Consider the following 19,015-nt stretch of genomic DNA (forward strand, 5'->3'; position numbering starts at 1 on the left):
GCGCGTTATAGTGTAGAAATCGTCCTTGAACCATCCGCTCGAACTGGATGCGCCATAACGGAGGATTTCCATGCTCAAGCCACGTCTGCTTGCCCTGTCCGGCAGTGCCCGCCGGGACTCCCTGAACCGTAAGGTGCTGGCCGTGATGGCGCGCGGCGCCGAGGCGGCGGGGGCCGAGGTCCGGGTGGTGAGTCTGGGCGATTATCCCTTGCCCCTCTATGACGGCGACCTGGAAGACTCCCAAGGGTTGCCCGACAATGCCGCCCGGCTGCAGCAGCTGTTCGCCAGTCATGATGGCCTGCTGTTGGCCTCTCCCGAGTACAACGGCTTCTTCACCCCTCTGCTCAAGAATGCCCTGGACTGGGTGTCCCGCCCCTTGCCGGATGGCTCCGGTCGGCCGGGGACGGTCCATGTGCGGGGTAAGCCCGCCGGCATCACTGCGGCATCTCCGGGCGGTCTGGGTGGTATCCGTTCCCTGCAGCATACCCGTCAGTATCTGGCCAACCTCGGGTTTCTCGTGGTCCCCGAGCAGATGGGGGTGAGTCAGGCGGACAAGGCATTCACCGACGCCGGTGAGCTCGGGGACGAGGGCGTTCGCAAGGCGGTGGAAGGGGTGGGGGCCGCGGTGGCCCGTCTGGCCATGGCCGTCAGGGGGGACTGACCAGGCTCAGCCAGGCTTGCCATTCCCGCATCAGATCGGGGCTTGCCGCGCACACCGCGGAGCGGGGGCGCAGGTCCAATGTGTCGGATGCCGGTCCCGTCAGGGTGGCAAGGCAGCCGCCGGCCTCGCTGAGGATGAGCTGTCCGGCGGCGTAGTCCCACAGGTTCTGTCGGCCGTGGACGTAGACCGCAAAGCGTCCCGCGGCCACCCAGCACCAATCCAGGGCGATGGAGCCGATGGAGCGCTGGGAGGCGTAGGGCGGGGTATTGGCCAGCCGGGTGGCCAGTGCCTTGGGCAGGCGCTTGAAATCCACGCCGGCCAGGGCTTCTCGCAAGGGCGGCGTGTCGTCGGGGGCCAGTTTCAGGGGGGCGCCGTTGAGTTGTGCGCCGGCGCCTCGTTGGGCGGAAAAGGTTTCATTGCGGCAGGGGTCATGGACCACGCCGAAGACCGGTTGGCCGTGCTTCAGCAGGGCCAGGCTGGTGGCATAGGCCGGCAGGCCCATTCTGAAGTTGCTGGTGCCATCCAGCGGATCCAGTACCCAGACCGGGCGATCCTCGGCCAGGGCCGCCTGCTGGTGCTCCGGGGACATCTCCTCCCCCAGGAATCCGGTCTCGGGGTAGTGCCGTTCCAGCCAGGACTGCAGGCCGTGCTGAATGTCCAGGTCCACCTGGGTCACCCAGGAGCCGTCACGCTTGCGGGTGGCGGCGCGGGTTCGTTCCGCCAGGGTCAGGCCGACCTGGTCGCGTACGGCCTGGATGATGGATTCAGGGTCAATGGTCAGTGGCATGTCGGTCGGGTATCTCCCGGAGCGGTCGGCCTGGGCCTGCCGGCTCCCGTGATGAACGCAGGCGTCAGTGTAGCCCAGACAGATGGATGGGCTGTTAAGATAATGCCAGTTCCAATCCCGGGAGTGGGTCCGGATGCCCGCCGCCATCCAGATTGCCGATCTCAGCAAGCGTTTCGGTGCCACCCAGGCCCTGGCCGGTGTGGATCTGTGCGTACCGGAAGGTACGGTCCTCGGGCTGCTTGGTCCCAATGGCGCCGGCAAGACCACCCTGGTGCGCATCCTTGCCACCCTTTTGCAGGCCGATGCCGGCGAAGCCAGGGTAGGGGGCTTTGACGTGCGCACCCAGGCCCATCAGGTTCGGGAACTCATCGGTCTCACCGGGCAGTATGCCTCGGTGGACGAGAAACTCACCGGCCGGGAAAACCTCATCCTTATTGCCCGTCTGCTGGGCTTCTCCCGCGCCGATGCCCGTGACCGCACCCGGAGTCTGCTGGAACAGTTCCATCTGCTGGACGCCGCCCATCGGGCCGCCAAGACCTATTCCGGCGGCATGCGCCGGCGCCTGGACCTGGCTGCCAGTCTGGTGGGACGTCCCCGTATCCTGTTCCTGGACGAGCCCACCACCGGCCTGGACCCCCGTGCCCGTCTGGATCTTTGGCAACTGGTGCGCGGGCTGGTGGGCGAGGGGACCACGGTACTGCTCACCACCCAGTATCTGGATGAAGCGGATGCCCTTGCCAATGAAATCGCCATTATCGATCAGGGCCGGGTGATCGCCTCGGGCACCGCTCAATCCCTCAAGGCCCGGGTGGGGCACAGAAACCTGGAAGTGGTGGTGCGGGAGCGGGACGACATTGCCAGGGTGGCGGCATGGGTGAGCCGGATCACCGGTCGTCCGGCGGATATCAAGGGCCAGCGGGTCAGCGCGCCCGCCGCCGATCCGGAGCACTTGCCCGCCCTGGTGCGTGCCCTGGACGAGGCCGGCGTCCCGGTGGATGAACTGGCCCTGCGGGGTGCCAGCCTGGATGATGTGTTCCTTTCCCTCACCGGTCGTCGTGCCGGACCGGGCCCGGACGACGCAGAGGAGTCCGCCTGATGCGTGCCTTGCAGCAATGTCTGACTCTGGCCTGGCGCAGCCTGGTCCAGGTACGTCACAACCCCTGGGAACTGGGCGACTATTCCATTCAGCCCATCCTGTTCCTGGTGCTGTTCCTGTTCGTGTTCGGCGGCGCGGTGGCCGGTTCCACCGAGGATTACCTGTCCTTCATCCTGCCCGGCGTCATCGTGATGAACCTGGTATTCGTCACCGTCTATGTGGGCCACGGCCTCAATTCCGACCTGACCAAGGGCGTCTTCGATCGTCTGCGGGCCCTGCCCATCCCCCGCTGGGCACCCTTGGCGGGACGCATCCTGGCAGACATGGTCAAGCAGGTGCTGTGTATCCTGCTGCTGCTGGGTGTGGGCTTCCTGCTGGGGTTTCGCATGGAGGCGCCCTGGTGGGGATTGCCGGTGATGATCGTATTGCTGCTGGCCTTCGCCCTGTCCTTTTCCTGGGTGATGGTGTTGGTGGGTGTCATGTCCCGGGATCCGGAACATGTCCAGCTGTTCGGATTCACGGCCTTGTTTCCGGTCACCTTCGTCAGCAACGCCTTCGTGCCCCTTGAGACGCTGCCGTCGTGGTTGCAGACCCTGGTGGCCCTCAACCCGGTGACCATGCTGGTGGACAGTTGCCGGGGCCTGCTCTCCGGCGGCCCGGTACTCGGCCCCGCCCTGGGCGCCCTGGTCTGGGCCGCGATCATTACCGCCATCTTTGCCCCTTTGTCGGTGCGTGCCCTCAACCGGCGTCTGATGGGGCAGGGTGGGGCGGCCTGAGCCCGAGGGGAACGGTCCATGACACCGGGTGTCCAGCAGGTGAAAAAGGCGGGGGTCGTCCATACGGTCCATGCCTATGACCACGATCCGTCCAGCGACGCCTATGGCAAGGAGGCGGCTCAAAAGCTGGGTCTGCCGGAGGATCGGGTCTTCAAGACCCTGGTGGTGAGCCTGGACGGTAACGCACTGGCCGTGGCTGTGGTACCCGTCGCCTCCATGCTCAGCATGAAAGGCATCGCCCACGCCGCCGGGGCCAGGAAGGCCGCCATGGCGGACAAGACCCTGGTGGAGCGTACCACCGGCTATGTCCTGGGAGGTGTCAGTCCCTTGGGGCAAAGAAAACGCCTGACAACCTATATCGACGACTCGGCCCAGGGCTTTCCCACAATGTTCGTGAGCGCCGGTCGTAGGGGGCTGCAGATCGAGTTGTCTCCCCTGGACCTGGCCCGGCTGACCCAGGCCCGGTTTGTCCCTTTGTGTCAGTAGCTGTTGCCGGTCAGAATCCCGCGGTCCCGGAAAACGAACCCCTGGCCTGTCGAGGTCCCCGCCGTCGCGGAATGGCTGTTCATGCGGTTGCCTTGAGGGTCCGCTGTCTCTTTTCTTGACTTTTGCGCCGGGATTTCTGGGGAATGCCCATCGCCTTGATTCGTGAGGCCAGGGTGGTGGCCGGAATGCCCAGCAGCTGTGCCGCGCCACCTCGGCCAAACACCTTTCCGTGACAGGCCTCCAGGGCCGCGATGATGTTTTGCCGGTCCCGTTCCCGGCGCTCTGCTTCCGTGAGTACGGGATGGGTCTTCTCCGCTTCCCCTGTGGCCCCGATGAGTTTCCCGTCAGATTCGGGCGTTTCACCCAGGGCCACCAGCAGCAGTTTCCGCTTTTGCACCGTCACGGCGCGAATGGAGCAATTCACTTCAAGCAGCACGCCATCGACCCGTCCGATCTCCAATGCTTGCGTCCCTGCCTGGTCTTCAGCCAGGGCTTCCCCCGCCATTCGGTCCAACTGTCCAGACTGGCCGGGGGCCCAGTGTGTCGGCTTCATGCCCACGATGCCCTGAATCGGCCGGCCCAGCAGGGCGCAGGCCCCATGGCTGGCATCCAGCACCCGCATGTCATCGGGTTCCAGCAACAGCATGGCCGCCGGGCTTGCGGTAAACAGCGCACGGTAGGCCGCATCGTCCGGATATCCCTGATCCGCCGGATTTTCCGGATTGGACATGATCATCCCTGGTGCGGCATTGCCAATCGTGTGCGTCAGCCTGTCTTCTGATACGGGTTGTTGCTGGTAAATGCTGCTTTTTGTGTGGTTATTCATTGTGTTACGGACTCATTGTCTGATCGGGTCGCCACGGCTCCGGAGTTCCGAACACGGGAAAAGAGGCCGGAAAAGGCTGGAGCGGCTATCGGGATTGCACTGATTCCGTGCGTATCAAGGGCACTTGGGCCTGCAAATACTGGAGATACGATTCTTTCAGCACGATGTGTGCCAAGGGCGTCATTTGCCGGGGCGGGATGGGCCCAGGCGAAAAAGGGCCTGAATGGGGGGAATGCCGATTTTGCGGCGTGATCAGACGGCCGAGGGAGGCGCCTGAACAGGTCACCCCCGCTTGGGCGGGGGGATGGTAGGGGGAGTGGATCCGGTGCGCGGCAGGCCGTTACTTGAGCTGGCGGTTGATGATGTCGCTGTATTTTCTTTCGATCACGTGGCGCTTTTTCTTGAAGGTGCTGGTGATTTCCTCTCCCGGAGTGAACTCCTTGTCCAGGAAGTAGATGCTGTGCAGCTTCTCGTGGGGCCTGAAGCCCTTGCGGGGGTGGAGCAGCTTGTTCATCTCGCCACGGAGGCGATCCAGCAGATGCTTGTCCTTGAGGGCCTCGTCGGCTTCTCCCACGATCTGGTTGTACTTCTCCTGGACAAACTCTCGCAGCTTCTCCATGTCGGGCACGATGAGGGCGCCCAGCCCCTTCTTGTCCTGTCCCACCAGCACGGCGTCCTTGACGAAGGGGAACATGGACAGGGTGGCCTCGATGTTGGTCGGGTCCACGTTCTCGCCGCTGGCGAGGACGATGATGTCCTTGGCCCGTCCGGTGATGACCAGTTCTCCGGTCAGGGTCATGCGCCCCAGATCACCGGTGCGCAGGAAGCCGTCGGGGGTGAAGGCCTGCGCATTGGCGATGTCGTTGTCGTAATAGCCCTTGAATACCTGGGCGCCCCGCACCTGGATTTCCCCTTCGGTGCCGGGGGGGAGCGGTTGATCGGTGGCGTCCACGATGCGCAGTTCCGTTTCGCCCACGGCCGGACCCAGGGTGCCGAATACATCACATTCCAGGCCGCGACCGGCAATGCCCGGTGAACACTCGGTCATGCCGTAGGCATTGATGATGCGGATGCCGATGGCGTCGATCCATTCGTCCAGATAGGGCGGCAGGCTGCCGCCGCCGCTGATGGCGGCTTTGAGGCGGCCGCCGAACTTCTCCTGGACCAGGCGGAATTTCTTGCGTGCCACAAGGTTGGGCAGGAACAGCAGGGCGTTGGTCAGGGCCGCCCGGCTCTTGTCCCCGGCCTGCCGCAGGACCGGGGGTTTGGTGAACACCGGCAACTGATTGTTCAGAATGCGCTGATTGCGCCGGTAGGTGGCGGAGACCCGGACCAGCAGATTGAAGATCCGGGCCTTTTTCGGGTCCTTTTTCTTCAGTTCGGTGGTGATGCGGGTGTACAGGGCTTCCCACACCCTGGGTACGGTGGCCACCAGGGTGGGCCGGTAGGTCTCCAGGTCCTGGGCAAAGGTCCGGATCGAGGAATAGACCAGGCAACTGCCGCGGGCGATGCCGATGTATTCGGCGGTCCGTTCGAAGATGTGCCAGGAGGGCAGGATCGACACCCAGACATCCGTCTCGTTGAGCGCGATGAGTGGGGGCAGGGTGCGGATGTTGTGCATGATGTTGCTGTGGGTGAGCATGACCCCTTTGGGCGTGCCGGTGGTGCCCGAGGTATAGATGATGGTCAGCAGATCTTCCGGCTGGATGTGCTCCGCCAGTCCCTTGAACCATTCGATCTCCCGGGGCTCAATAGTGCGATTCGCCAGGATCTCGGTATAGGACACCACCTTGTGGAACCAGGTGTTCTTTTCCGCCCCCACCATCACGAACACGCCCCGGGGCTTGAGGCTGTGCAGCAGGTCCTGGTGGGCTTCGTAGACCGCGTCCGTTTCCACGATCACGAATTCGGCGCCGGAGTGGTTGATGATGTACTCGATCTCGCCGGCCGGTGTATCGCAGCCGCGGGGCACGCTCACCGCGCCCAGGGCCTGCAGTGCCATGTCGGTGACGATCCAGGCGTAGCGGTTGTCGGACAGCAGGAAGACCTTGTCGCCCCGGCGGATCTTGCCGGCCTTGAAGGCCCGTGCCAGCAGCAGCACATCCTCGAAGAATTTTTCGTAGGTGACCCGGAATTCTTCCTCGCCCACCCGGTAGATGAAGGCCAGGCGATCGTTGAAGTGTTCACAGCTGTCGAGGAAGGTGTGAAACAGGGTGGGTGCGTGCGGCATGGATGGGTTCACTTTTGGCATGGATTCCCAAGCGGCGCGGACGCGGAGGATGCGGCGTCGCGGCCGGTCGGACACGTTGGGCAAAGGGGCAATCTATGCCACGGACCTCAATAAAAACAATGATGCAGGCCATTCAATGACCGGATACGTCCGTATTCCCTGGGTGCCGGTGGACATGTCGCATCCCCATACCGCCGCGGCCCTTGTCAAGGTATGCTGGGCACTCCGCGGCAGACGCTGATGCGATGCCCGAAACCTGGGCTGCTGACATGTTGCTCAAAGGCTGGGTGGTTCAACCAAGACTCGCACTCATGACGCTGGCCGTTGGTGTCATGCTTTCAGTATTCGCCGCCGATCAGGTACGTCGAGCCACCGAGCGGGATACCATCGCCGCTTTTGCCTTCACCAGTGATCAGCTGACCATCAAGGTTCAGGAGCGCCTCAATGCCTATGCCCTGGTCCTGCGCGGCGGGGCTGGGCTGTTCGAGTCCTCCGAGGAAGTCACCCGCGAGGAGTGGCAGTCCTTCATTCGGAAACTGCATGTATCCGACACCATTTCGGAAGAACAGCATTTCGGGTTTGCGCCCTTGATCCTCCCGGAAGGGCTGGAAGCGCATGAGGCCGAACTGCGGGAAAGATTTCCGAATTACACCGTTCACCCCCGGTGGGCCGGAGAGGCCCATGCCCCCGTGTTGTATCTGGAACCCTTACGTGCCCATGATCTGCGGATCCTTGGCATGGACATGCTGGTGGATCAGGGCATGCGGGACGCCCTGTTGCGGGCTCGTGACAGCGGTCTTTCCACCCTGAGCGGCAAGGTCGGCGCGTTGCGGGAGAACATCGACACCGCCCAGGCAACGATCCTCATGGCGATGCCGGTCTACCTGCAGGGCGTGCCGGTCGACTCGGTGACGCAGCGTCGCGACGCCCTGGTGGGCTGGACGTTCAGTCCATTTCCCATGAATGACTGGATGGGGCGTGTGCTTCAGAACTGGGAGCGGCTTAGCGGACGAAATGTCAGCCTGCGCCTCTATGACGGCCTGGAGCCGGGCTCCCGGGATTTATTGTTCAGCAGTCATGAGCCGGCTGTCGATCCATCGTCCCGGTGGCAACAACGGCGTTCCATCCACTTCAATGACCGTGACTGGCTGCTGATGTTTGATGAGCCTGATCCGGGGGTCGGCCTCTACTACGGGGCCGCGTGGACAACCCTGGCCGGCGGTCTTGGTCTTACCGGCCTGCTGTCGGCGCTGATCCTGTCCATCGCCTCCACCCGCACTCGCGCCATTCGCTTGGCGGCCCGGCTCACCGAGGAGATCAAGGCGAGGGAAGCGCAACTTGAGGAAAGTGAGTTCCGCTGGCGTTTTGCCATCGAAGGTTCCGGGGCCGGGCTGTGGGACTGGACCCTGGATGATGATTCGGTGTTCTACTCGGAGCGCTGGAAGCACATCCTTGATTTCAGCGGGGAAGAGATCGGCACATCCGTGGATGAGTGGCAAAGCCGCCTGCACCCGGATGACAGATCCCGGGTCATGGCGGCCCTGCAAGCTTGCCTGAACGGCGAAACCGGCGTTTACAGTGATGAGCACCGGATGCAGTGCAGGGATGGGGGCTGGAAATGGGTGATGTCGCGAGGCGTCGTGGTCAGCCGTGCCCCGGACGGTCGCCCCTTGCGCATGATCGGAACCAGCACGGACATTTCCCGGCGCAAGGCCCTGGAAGCGGCCCGTGAGACACTGCTGGATCAGTTCCAGACCATCGCCGCCCGTGTTCCTGGCCTGGTGTTCGAATTCAGGCTGTATCCGGATGGGCATGTCTCTTTTCCCTATGTGAGCGAGGGTATTCGCCAGCTATATGGGCTGGCTCCCGAGGTGGTGAGGGAACATGCCGTGTCGGCGCTCAGGGCTGTCCATTCCCAGGACCGCCGGAGGTTCATTGCCTCGATCGTTCGGTCGGCCAGGAACCTGTCTCCCTGGCAGCATGAGTATCGGTCACAGCTCCGGGATGGCTCCATTCGCTGGCTGTTTGGTGATGCGCTTCCCCATCGCGCCGAAGGCGGGGCTGTAACCTGGTATGGCGTCATCACCGATATCACGGAACGCAAGGAGTCCGAACTGGAGCTGCGCCGCGCCTATGCGGAGAATCGTCGTTTCCGCGAGGCCCTGGATCATGTTTCGTCATATATCTACATGAAGGACACGCATTGCCGCTACACCTATGCCAACCGGGCCACCCTGAGACTGTTCAACTGCTCCACCGAGGCACTGACGGGGGCCGAAGACAGTGATTTTCTTCCTCCCGCCTCGGTGCATCGCCTGCGGCAGATCGATCGGCGGGTATTGCGAGGCGAGCAGACCCGCGAGGAAGTGGAGCTGGTGGACAGCCAAGGTCGCAACAGGACTTATCTGGAGATCAAGACTCCGATTCATGATGAAACGGAAGCGAGGGAGATTATCGGTCTGTTGGGCATCTCCACCGACATCACCGCGCTCAAGGAACATGAAATGCAGTTGGAACGCATCGCTCACTATGATGCGTTGACCCATCTGCCCAACCGGGTGCTGCTGGCCGATCGACTGTACCAGGCCATGAGTCAGGCCCAGCGGCGTGGTCTGCACATTGCGGTGGTGTACCTGGACCTGGATGGTTTCAAGGCCATCAATGACCGGTACGGTCATTCGATGGGAGATCGGTTTCTGATGGCGCTGGCCGGTCGCATGAAGGAATCCTTGCGTGACGGCGACACCCTCTCGCGCCTGGGGGGAGACGAGTTCGTGGCGGTGCTGCTCGACCTGCCGGCCCCGGAGGCCGGTACCCCCCTGCTGCTGCGTCTGCTGGATGCCGCGTCCCGCAGCGTCCGCATGGATGGCCATGTGCTTCAGGTGTCGGCCAGCCTGGGCGTGGCCTTCTACCCTCAGGCAGAGCCCATCGAGGCCGATCAGCTGTTGCGTCAGGCGGACCAGGCCATGTACCAGGCCAAACTGGCCGGCAAGAATCGTTTTCACCGGTTTGATGCGGATCTGGATCGTAGCCTGCGTACACGGCACGAAAGCATCGAGCGTATTCGCGCAGCCTTGGAAGCCGAAGAGTTTGTCCTGCACTATCAGCCCAAGGTCAACCTGCGCACCGGTGAGATCATTGGTGCCGAGGCACTGATTCGCTGGCGGCATCCGGAGCGGGGCCTGTTGCCTCCCGCCCATTTTCTGCCCGAGATCGAGGATCACTCGCTGGGTATTGCAGTGGGTGAGTGGGTGATCAAAACCGCCCTGGGACAGGCTGCCTTGTGGCGAGCCGAGGGTTTCAGGATACCGGTGAGTGTCAACATCGGTGCCAGGCAGCTGCGTCAGAATGACTTTCCTTCCCGTCTCAAGGATTTGCTGGCCAGGCAGCCCGAGGTGTCGCCGGATTTTCTGGAGCTGGAGGTGCTGGAAACCAGTGCCCTGGGTGACCTGGTCCAGGTCTCGCGTCTGCTGGAAGAATGTCGGGCCATCGGGGTCAATGTCGCCCTGGATGATTTCGGCACCGGCTACTCGTCGCTGACGTACCTCAAGCGGTTGCCGGCGGGGGTGGTCAAGGTGGACCAGAGCTTTGTGCGGGATATCCTGGAGGACCCGGATGATCTGGCCATCCTGGACGGGGTGCTGGGGTTGGCAAGTGCGTTCGGGCGTCAGGTGATCGCGGAAGGGGTGGAGACCCCCAGCCATGGCGACATGCTGCTGCGGATCGGCTGTGAGCTGGGCCAGGGTTACGGTATTGCCAGGCCGATGCCCGCGGAATCCCTGCGGGACTGGATACGGCACTGGCAGCCCAGCCCCCGCTGGGCGCAACTACGGCGACTGAACCGTGAATATCTGCCGCTGCTGTATACCCAGGTGGAACATCGTGCCTGGATTCAGGAGTTGGCGGACGCCCTCAGGGCGGGTAGTCGTGATCTGCCCAAGCTGATTCATGATCCTGCTGTTTTCAGTCGCTGGATGGATGAGTCCGGCTTTCAGCCATGCCCGGGCTTTGAGACCGTGGACCGCCTGCATCGTCAGGTGCATCAGTCGGCAGGGGTGCTGTATGAATTGCATGCACGGGGAGACATCCAGGCGGCCTGTCATCGCCTGGATGAGCTCATCGAGCTGAGGGATGCCCTGTCCAAGGCCCTGGATGACTATCTGGGTTGAGTCGTTTGCTTTGTTCCGGATGTTTTGGTTTTAACCGGACAGCAGATCCCTGACCACCTGGTACACCGTCATGACGTCTTCCCGGGTGCAGTCGAACTGCCCGACCTGTACCCGGATGACGAAGCGGTCCCGGTGTCGGGTCTGGGTGAGGTAGACTTGGCCATGGTCATTGATGCGGGTGAGCAGGGCCTCGGTGGCGGCGTCACCGTCCTTGAGGGCGAAGCTGAACAGGGACAGGGCCGGAGGGGTGATGATCTCCACGTCCGGCAGCGAGGCCATGGCGGTGGCCAGTGCTTCCGACCAGGCAATGTGGTTGCGGATGCGTCGGCGCAGGCCTTCCAGACCATAGGCGCGCAGGGTGAACCAGATCTTCAGGGCCCGGAAGCGCCGCCCCAGGGGGACCGTCCACTCGTTATAGTTGGTGATCTCCGACTGCCCCAGGGTTTCCAGGTAATCGGGTCGCAGGCCCAGGGTGCGGACCTGGGGGACGGGATCGGCCAGGAACTGGATGGAGCAGTCCATCTGCATGCCGAGCCATTTATGAGGATTGAAGACGATGCTGTCGGCGCCGTCGATGCCTGCCCAGAGGTGACGAAACTCCGGGCAGATCATGGCTGATCCCGCCCAGGCGGCATCCACATGGGTAGTCAGACCGTGGGTCTTGGCCACCGTGATGGCATCCTGTAGCCGGTCGCTGGCACCGATGCCGGTAGCCCCCACGCAGAGGATGACGCCGGCCGGTCGATGGCCGGCGGCCAGATCGGCCCGAATGGCGCTATCCAGGGCCGCGGTGTCCATGGCGTGGTGCGCGTCGGTGGGGATCTTGACCAGATTGTCCTGACCGATGCCGGCGATGCGGACCGCCTTGTCGATGGACGAGTGGACCTGGGTGGAGGCATAGAGGCGCAGGCGGGGCTGTGCCGCGAGTCCCGCCGAGTTGCCCTTCCAGGCCAGGGCCTTTTCCCGCATGGTGAGTATGGCCGAGAGGGTGGCGATGGTGGCGGTATCATGGATGGTGCCGGTGAAGTGAGGGGCCAGCCCCAGGGCATCGCGCAGCCAGCCGATCATCACGGTTTCCATTTCCGTGGCGGCGGGGGAGGTCTGCCAGAGCATGGCCTGGGCGGCCATGCCGTTGGCCAACTGTTCGGCCAGCATGGAGGCCGGCGCGGCGTTGCCGGGGAAGTAGGCGAAGAAGCGGGGATGCTGCCAGTGGGTCATGCCCTCGGGTACGATCCGGGTGAAATCCTCGAAGATCGTCTCCAGGGGTTCGGGCTGTTCCGGCGCGGTCTCGGGCAGACGGGCGGCAATGTCGCCGGGCCGTGTCTGTGCCCGCACCGGTCGGTCGCGCAGGCTGTTATGGTATTCATGGGTCCAGTCGGCGGCGCGCTTGGACCATTGGCGCAGGTCGTCGTGATTCATCGGGGCTCCGGGGCCTTGTGCGGGGGATTCTAACAAGGATATTCCAGAGTAAAGGATATTTATGGCTAAGCATAAAATCCGTGATTTCATCCTGGATCTGGCCCGGGGGTTTTCCGTCGTCGGGCTGCTGGTGGGTACCCTGTTCTTTGCCTTTTCCCTGACCCCCAGTCTGGTGCCCCGACCCTTCGGCATCCAGGGACTGATCTCAGGGCTGTCCTTTACCGCTGGTTATGCCGTGGGCTTCTTCTTTCGCTGGCTGTGGATCTATGTGGAACTGCCGGTACCCCGGCGCCGTAACGAGTTGATCCTGAAGTCACTGGCGGCTTTGGCCTGCGCGGTGGTCGTGGTCACTTTCCTGTGGCAGGCCACCGAGTGGCAGAACACCTTGCGCGGGATCATGGGCATGGAACCCATCGGCGGCATGCCCACCGTGGCCATCGGTCTGATGACCCTGCTGATATTCACCGCGCTGCTGGTGGTGGCGCGCTTGTTCAAGTACACCTTTTTCTTCCTCTCCAGCCGGTTGCAGCGCTTCGTCCCCGCCCATGTCTCCCATGTGGTGGGGGTGCTGGTCGCGGCCATGCTGTTCTGGTCCCTGATCGACGGGGTGATCTTCTCCCTGGCCCTGCGGGCGGCGGACAACTCCTATCAGCAGGTGGATGCCCTGATCCAGGACGATCTGGCCCGTCCCGAGGACCCCCTCAAGACCGGCAGCAGTGCTTCCCTGATCCCCTGGGCGGAACTGGGTCGCCAGGGGCGCAACTTCATCTCCTCGGGGCCTTCCGCCGCCGAGATCGCGGACTTTACCGGTGCCCCGGCCCTGGAGCCGATTCGGGTCTACGTGGGGCTGAATGCGGCGGACACGGCCCATGAGCGGGCCAGGCTGGCCCTGGAGGAGCTCAAGCGGGTGGGCGGGTTTGAGCGTTCCGTCTTGCTGCTGGTGACACCCACGGGTACGGGGTGGGTGGACCCGGCGGCCCAGGATACGGTGGAATATCTGCATCGGGGAGATATCGCCACGGTGACGGCCCAGTATTCCTACCTGCCCAGCGCCCTGTCCCTGATCGTGGAGGGGGAGTACGGGGCCGAGATGGCGCGGGCCCTGTTCGAAAAGGTGTATGGCTACTGGACAGGGTTGCCCCGGGATGCCCGGCCCGCCCTGTATCTCCACGGCCTGAGCCTGGGGGCGCTCAATTCCGACCGCTCCTTCGATGTCTACGACATCATTCAGGACCCCTTCCATGGCGCCCTCTGGAGCGGTCCCCCGTTTCGTAGCGAGACCTGGCGCAAGGCCACTCAGGAGCGGGATCCGGATTCCCCGGCCTGGTTGCCCCGGTTCCGGGATGGCGCGGTGGTGCGTTTCATGAACCAGACCGGGGGACTGAACGACGGGGCGGGCCCCTGGGGAACGTTCCGCATTGCCTATCTCCAGTATGCCAGCGACCCGGTCACCTTCTTCGACACCCATGCCTTCTTCCGGGAACCGGAGTGGATGCTGCCGCCCCGGGGACCGGATGTATCGCCGGATCTGCGCTGGTATCCCATTGTCACCATGCTGCAACTGGCGGCGGACATGGCGGTGGGTTCCACGCCCCCCGGGTACGGCCACACCTTCGCGGCCGAGCACTATATCGATGCCTGGCACGCGCTGACGGAACCCGAGGGCTGGTCGGCCGAGGATCTGGAACGCCTGAAGGCCCTGTTCTCCCGCTGAGGCAGAGGTCTTACCGGCCGTTGAGCCAGCGATCCAGCTGGTTGGCGAAGGCCTGGCGGTCACGCTGATTCAGGGCATCGGGGCCGCCCGTCTCAATGCCGCTGGCCCTCAGGGTCTCCATGAAATCGCGCATCTGCAGGCGTTCCCTGATGCTCTCGGGGGTGTAGCGTTCCCCGCGCGGGTTGAGGACATGGACGCCCTTGTCGATCACCTCCGCCGCCAGGGGGATGTCCGCGGTGACCACCAGATCTCCGGCCCGGGCCTGGCGGACGATTTCCTGGTCCGCCACGTCGTAGCCATGGCCGACCTGGATGGCACGGATGAACGGTGATCGCGGCACCCTGATGTACTGGTTGGCCACCAGGGTGACCGGGATGCGGGTGCGCTGGGCGGCGCGGAACAGGATGTCCTTGATCACGGCGGGACAGGCATCCGCGTCGACCCAGATGCGTTGACTTTGGGGCTGGGGGGTATCGGCAGGCATGCAGAGAGTATACGCCGTCTGGTTCAGGCGTCGTCCTCATCGGACTAGCGGCCAGTGGTTATGCACATTTCGCCGTGGCGCTTATCGATCCGGTGCCTGTTTGTCAAGCGGTAGGGCGTTCCTGGCGGTATTTTTTTAACTCTCTGAAATAAAATGACTTTTTTGGTATGGTCATTTTTTGTTCAAATTGTTCGGGCCTGTGATGGGGCCTGCGACCGGAAGGGTTTCAGACATGCTTTCCACAAAGTTATCCACAGAATCTGTGGATAGGGCGGGATCGGGACGGCTGATGGCCCGCAGGCGCAGTCCCAGCAGCAGGGCGGCGACGGTGAGGCCCATGATGAGCCCGATCCAGTAGCCATGGACACCCAGCGCGGGGATGCCGCCGCCCAGGCCCCGGGTGGCCAGCCAGTGTCCGGCGGCCAGGCCCACGGCCCAGTAGGACAGCAGCGTGATCATCATCAGGACACGGGTGTCCTTGTATCCCCGCAGGGCGCCGGCCATGTTCAGTTGCAGGGCATCGGAGAGCTGGAACAGCACCGCCAGAAAAATCAGTGACAGGGCCAGTGACTGTACCTGGGCATCATGGGTGTACAGGCCGATGACGGCCTCTCCCAGCAGTAGTAGAAAGACACCGTTGATCAGGGCCGTCACCAGGGATACCACCACGCCGTTCCACGCCACGAATCGCGCCTGTCGGGGGCGGCCCGCCCCCAGTGCCCGGCTCACCCGGACGGTCAGGGCCATTCCCAGGGCCAGGGGCAGGACGAAAATGAAGGAGGTGATGTTCAGCGCCACCTGGTGTGCGGCCACGGTGATTTCCCCCAGACTGGCCACCAACAGGGCGATGAGGGTGAACAGGGTGACTTCCACGAAGATGGCGATGCCGATGGGCAGGCCCACGAACAGCAGTTCACCGATCAGGGCCGGGCGCGGCGGTGTCAGTCGTGACCACAGGGCCACCGGCCTGTAGATCGGGCTGCGTCGGGTATGGAGCAGCATCGCCAGTCCCATGGTCCAGAAGGACAGGGCCGTGGCGATGCCGCAGCCCAGGGCGCCCAGGGCGGGCAAGGCTTCCAGGCCCGCGGGCGCCAGGGGGCCGAGCAGCGCCGCCACACCGCCGCCGCCATGGATCAGCAGGAAGTTGGCGGGGATGTTGACCCCCAGGCCGATGAGACCGATCCATAGGGCCGGCCGGGTATGGCTCATGCCGTCGGAAAAGGCCCTCAGGGCCAGGAACAGGGCGATACCCGGCATGCCCAGGGCAACGCCCGCGAGATAATCGCCGGAACGGGCGGCCACTTCCGGCGGCACGTCCATCCACTGGAAGATGATCGGCGCCAGTTGCCGGAGCATCAGGCCCACCAGGATGCCCATGGCCAGGCTCACCCACAGGGCCTGATGGACCCGGGCCCGGATTCGCCGGGGATCGCCCGCCCCCAGGCGTTCGCTGACGATGGGCGTGAGTCCCATCAGGGTACCCAGCATGAACAGCATCATGGGCATCCACAGGCTGGCACCGACGGAGACGGCCGCCAGATCGGTCGCACTCAGGCGACCGGTCATCATGACATCAGCCACCCCCATGCCGGCCTGGGTGAGTTGGGCCCCGCAGATGGGCAGGGCGAGCAGGACCAGCCGACGGGTTTCCCGGCCGCTGTGTCGAAGCCATGGGTGCAACGGAGTCTTTGCCGAACGGATCAGGGACATGTCGCGGGGAAACGGCGCTCGGTCGCGAACGGAGTGCCTTCAAAGGGCATGGCCGGGGCATGGCATGCCGCCCCGGTATCGGGATCAGTCATCCAGGGGAATGACGTGCTCCGCTTGCAGGCGGCGGCCCTGATCCGGCGCATGGCTGAAACGGCCCGTGACCCGGACTGCGCGGCCCAGGTAGGGGGCAATCAGGGCATCGGGCTGGATGGCCACCCGGCGCAGCTGGGCATCCTCGATCCAGTAGTGGAGGGGCTCCTCCACCCGGCGGACGGTGCCCTCGGTGGTGATCAGGCGACCGTCATGGTTGGCCGGCTGATTCACCAGCATCATCAGCGGCACGGTCTGGGGCGGTGTCGGGGCCTCGTTGCAGGCCGACAGCAGCCACAGCAGGGGGAGGACGGTGAGGGCCTTCAGGAGAGGCATGGGCATGGGATCACTTGCGAGAACGGAAAGGGAAAAGCCTGTGGTCCGTACAGGGTACCAAAAACCGGCGCTGACGGCTTTCACCCGGTTGTCGTCCGGGATGCGTTCAGACTGGCGCGATAGCAGCGGATGCCGGTGAACAGGTTCCAGCTCAACAGGCCGTTGGAGGCGGCAAAGAGCAGCATCGCCGGGATCAGCAGGCCAGGCCAGGCCAGGGCCGTCAGGCCGGCGACGAGGGCCGCCAGGTGCAGGCGAAGCTGGAGTCGGGTCAGTCCCAGGGGGATGACCTCGTGCATGTTGGGGACCCGCATCGCGAAGTTGCTCGAGCGCATGCGGGTCTGATTCAGATGCAGCCAGACCAGGAAGGGCACGATCTTGTACAGCATGCCGTTGATCACCGACACGGCAAATCCGGCCACGAACAGCCAGGCCAGCACCAGTGCCCAGATACCCCATAGGCCCCGGCCCGGGAGTAACTGGATCACCACCCAGACCAGTACCGCGGCCAGCAGCGAGACCATGCCGATGTGCCAGAAGCGGACCGTGACATCCGCATTGCGGCGGCGACGCCTGGACTGCAGCCACAGGGTGATGCCGGCAAAACCCGCCATCAGGGCCGCCAGCATGCCACTGCCGGTCATGTTGATGACCTTGGCTGCGGCTGCCGGTACCGGCAGCAGGACCGTCAGGGTCAGCACGGCCAGAATGGCAAATACCAGCGGGGCATGCAGGCGGGCCGGCAGGGCGGGGTATTCCGGCGTCATCTGGAACATGGGCACCACCTGATAGGCGGCGCCGGCCACCAGCAGCGCCACCCATCCCAGCAGGCCCCAGGCCAGGTGCAGGTCGGTCATGTGTCGGGGCAGGGGCCAGCCCAGTCCCAGATGGCCCCCGGCCAGCCACCCGCCCAGGGCCGCCGTGACCAGCAGGGCGATGACCGCCAGGGTCATGGCCTGGGTGGTGGGTCCCCGTGCCTGGCTGCGGGCCAGGGCGATCAGGGCGGTGAGGGTGAACAGCCCCAGACTGCCCAACACCAGAACACCACCGACGGCAATCCAGAAGGGCCGATGCAGGACCAGACCGATACCGAGCAGGGGTGTGCCCAGCGTCAGCAGCATGAAGCTCAAGCGGCTGGTGATGGCGCCGCGGGGGACGGGAGAGCCGGCCACCACCGGCAGCATCTGCTGCATGGCACCGAACATGACCATGGCCACATAGCCCAGGACCAGCAGATGGGCGGCGCCGATCATGCCGGGCATCCAGCGCGATACCAGCACCTGCGGGCCGAGCAGGATCATCACCCCGGCAAACAGGACGCCGAACAGGGGGGCGACCGCCATGAACTGCAGGGGTACCCACAGAGGGGGCGTGCGGTCCAGGGACAGACGGGACAGGTTGATCATGCCGGATCCTCCGGGGCGGGCTCGTCGGCATGCCAGATCAGGATCTCGAAGGGGACATGGGCCGGTGTCCGTACCCGCCACTGGAATCCCATGTCCCGCAGGATGGGATAGAGGGGAAAGGGTTCACGCCGGTGCCGCATGCAGAGAATCTCGCCCGGCGCCAGACCGGGGAGCCGTTCCAGTACCTGCTCCATGGGTTCCGGTGGTGGCAGGTCACGCACATCCAGGACACGGACGGGTCGCGAAGTGTTCACGGCTCCAGGGCCTTCACCCGCGCCATCAGTCCACCGCGCTGGGTCTGCAGGAAACGGTCGGCCATGGGGTAAAGGATCTGCTCTTCCTTGACGTTATGGAGCTGGATCATGGTCATGAGGGTTTCGATGACCCCGAGGGTGGTGTTCTCGTCCCGCTGATCCTTGGCGATGCGGATCTCGTCCATGAGGGCGCGCATCTGATCGTGTTCCCGCCGCATGACCTCGGTGGGACCCATGGCGCTGCCGCTGACGGTCTCGATGGCCGGGAAAAGCAGGGTTTCTTCCCGTTGCAGATGTCGCTCCATGTCGTGATGGAATTCCCGGAAGCCGGTGTCGGCCGCCTCCCAGTCGCCGTCGGCGATGGCGGATTCCAGGTCCGCCAGACGATAGTCGCATTCCCGGTGGTCGGCGGTGAAGAAGTCCTGAATGGTGTCCATGCTGGGGTGCCTTGAAAGTGGAAGGTTGAGTGCAAACTATCAGGCGGGATCGGGGGTTGCACTTGACCATGGTCAAGGCAGGCAACCGCCCGGAAATCCGCTATGATGATCAGCTTGAAATGCGCTGATACGTCGTG

At 64.0% G+C, this 19,015-nt stretch carries 16 protein-coding genes; 6 read left to right on the forward strand and 10 right to left on the reverse strand.

Annotation, left to right across the window (positions count from 1 at the left end):
- The first annotated feature begins 70 nt into the window (after positions 1–70).
- Positions 71–661: an NADPH-dependent FMN reductase gene (locus ACLF6L_RS03515; protein WP_238617450.1), complete on the forward strand. Its 591-nt coding sequence runs from the start codon at positions 71–73 to the stop codon at positions 659–661.
- Here ACLF6L_RS03515 and ACLF6L_RS03520 read toward each other — a convergent pair.
- Positions 648–1,448, reverse strand: coding sequence for an inositol monophosphatase family protein (locus tag ACLF6L_RS03520; RefSeq protein WP_412852379.1), 801 nt, complete (start codon positions 1,446–1,448; stop codon positions 648–650). The two genes, ACLF6L_RS03515 and ACLF6L_RS03520, sit on opposite strands and share 14 nt — an antisense overlap.
- 133 nt (positions 1,449–1,581) lie before the next feature.
- Here ACLF6L_RS03520 and ACLF6L_RS03525 point away from each other — a divergent pair, with 133 nt between their 5' ends.
- Genes ACLF6L_RS03525 through ybaK form a run of 3 tightly spaced genes read left to right on the forward strand, consistent with a single transcriptional unit; the run spans position 1,582 to position 3,806 of the window.
- Complete coding sequence (locus ACLF6L_RS03525; protein ID WP_238617452.1) at positions 1,582–2,544, forward strand: ATP-binding cassette domain-containing protein; 963 nt, start codon at positions 1,582–1,584, stop codon at positions 2,542–2,544.
- Positions 2,544–3,320, forward strand: coding sequence for an ABC transporter permease (locus ACLF6L_RS03530; RefSeq protein ID WP_008931049.1), 777 nt, complete (start codon positions 2,544–2,546; stop codon positions 3,318–3,320). Before ACLF6L_RS03525 ends, ACLF6L_RS03530 begins: the two co-directional genes overlap by 1 nt.
- A gap of 18 nt (positions 3,321–3,338) precedes the next feature.
- Positions 3,339–3,806, forward strand: coding sequence for a Cys-tRNA(Pro) deacylase (gene ybaK / locus ACLF6L_RS03535; RefSeq protein ID WP_412852380.1), 468 nt, complete (start codon positions 3,339–3,341; stop codon positions 3,804–3,806).
- A gap of 79 nt (positions 3,807–3,885) precedes the next feature.
- Here the strand turns inward: ybaK and ACLF6L_RS03540 are convergent, their stop codons facing one another.
- Together ACLF6L_RS03540 and ACLF6L_RS03545 are read right to left on the reverse strand one after the other, a co-directional pair.
- On the reverse strand, positions 3,886–4,536 hold the full coding sequence (locus ACLF6L_RS03540; RefSeq protein ID WP_238617453.1) for a PAS domain-containing protein: 651 nt from the start codon (positions 4,534–4,536) through the stop codon (positions 3,886–3,888).
- 436 nt (positions 4,537–4,972) lie between these two features.
- Positions 4,973–6,862: an AMP-dependent synthetase/ligase gene (locus ACLF6L_RS03545; protein ID WP_238617454.1), complete on the reverse strand. Its 1,890-nt coding sequence runs from the start codon at positions 6,860–6,862 to the stop codon at positions 4,973–4,975.
- Positions 6,863–7,173: 311 nt separating this feature from the next.
- Between ACLF6L_RS03545 and ACLF6L_RS03550 the strand changes: the two genes are divergently transcribed.
- Positions 7,174–11,031 carry an EAL domain-containing protein gene (locus ACLF6L_RS03550; protein WP_412852381.1) on the forward strand — a complete coding sequence of 1,286 codons (3,858 nt, stop codon included), beginning with the start codon at positions 7,174–7,176 and terminating at the stop codon, positions 11,029–11,031.
- A gap of 30 nt (positions 11,032–11,061) precedes the next feature.
- Here ACLF6L_RS03550 and ACLF6L_RS03555 read toward each other — a convergent pair whose 3' ends face one another.
- Positions 11,062–12,450 (reverse strand): pyridoxal phosphate-dependent decarboxylase family protein, encoded by a 1,389-nt coding sequence (locus tag ACLF6L_RS03555; protein ID WP_412852382.1) that lies wholly within the window; start codon positions 12,448–12,450, stop codon positions 11,062–11,064.
- 61 nt (positions 12,451–12,511) lie between these two features.
- Here ACLF6L_RS03555 and ACLF6L_RS03560 point away from each other — a divergent pair, with 61 nt between their 5' ends.
- Positions 12,512–14,164: an alpha/beta hydrolase gene (locus tag ACLF6L_RS03560; protein ID WP_008931053.1), complete on the forward strand. Its 1,653-nt coding sequence runs from the start codon at positions 12,512–12,514 to the stop codon at positions 14,162–14,164.
- A 10-nt stretch (positions 14,165–14,174) separates the two neighbouring features.
- On the opposite strand, the gene ACLF6L_RS03565 is transcribed toward ACLF6L_RS03560, so the two are convergent.
- The 6 genes from ACLF6L_RS03565 to ACLF6L_RS03590 all read right to left on the reverse strand — a co-directional run bounded on the left by ACLF6L_RS03565 (position 14,175) and on the right by ACLF6L_RS03590 (position 18,878).
- On the reverse strand, positions 14,175–14,648 hold the full coding sequence (locus tag ACLF6L_RS03565; protein ID WP_238617457.1) for a YaiI/YqxD family protein: 474 nt from the start codon (positions 14,646–14,648) through the stop codon (positions 14,175–14,177).
- Positions 14,649–14,819: 171 nt separating this feature from the next.
- Complete coding sequence (locus tag ACLF6L_RS03570) at positions 14,820–16,328, reverse strand: MATE family efflux transporter (protein ID WP_412852383.1); 1,509 nt, start codon at positions 16,326–16,328, stop codon at positions 14,820–14,822.
- A 114-nt stretch (positions 16,329–16,442) separates the two neighbouring features.
- Positions 16,443–16,790, reverse strand: coding sequence for a hypothetical protein (locus ACLF6L_RS03575; RefSeq protein ID WP_238617459.1), 348 nt, complete (start codon positions 16,788–16,790; stop codon positions 16,443–16,445).
- A gap of 74 nt (positions 16,791–16,864) precedes the next feature.
- Positions 16,865–18,187, reverse strand: a complete 1,323-nt coding sequence (locus ACLF6L_RS03580) for a hypothetical protein (protein WP_412852384.1) — start codon at positions 18,185–18,187, stop codon at positions 16,865–16,867.
- Positions 18,184–18,441: a DUF2249 domain-containing protein gene (locus ACLF6L_RS03585; protein WP_238617461.1), complete on the reverse strand. Its 258-nt coding sequence runs from the start codon at positions 18,439–18,441 to the stop codon at positions 18,184–18,186. Before ACLF6L_RS03585 ends, ACLF6L_RS03580 begins: the two co-directional genes overlap by 4 nt.
- Positions 18,438–18,878 (reverse strand): hemerythrin domain-containing protein, encoded by a 441-nt coding sequence (locus ACLF6L_RS03590; RefSeq protein WP_238617462.1) that lies wholly within the window; start codon positions 18,876–18,878, stop codon positions 18,438–18,440. Before ACLF6L_RS03590 ends, ACLF6L_RS03585 begins: the two co-directional genes overlap by 4 nt.
- Positions 18,879–19,015 lie beyond the last annotated feature (137 nt).

It is taken from the genome of Ectothiorhodospira shaposhnikovii (assembly GCF_047222355.1).
Lineage (GTDB): Bacteria > Pseudomonadota > Gammaproteobacteria > Ectothiorhodospirales > Ectothiorhodospiraceae > Ectothiorhodospira.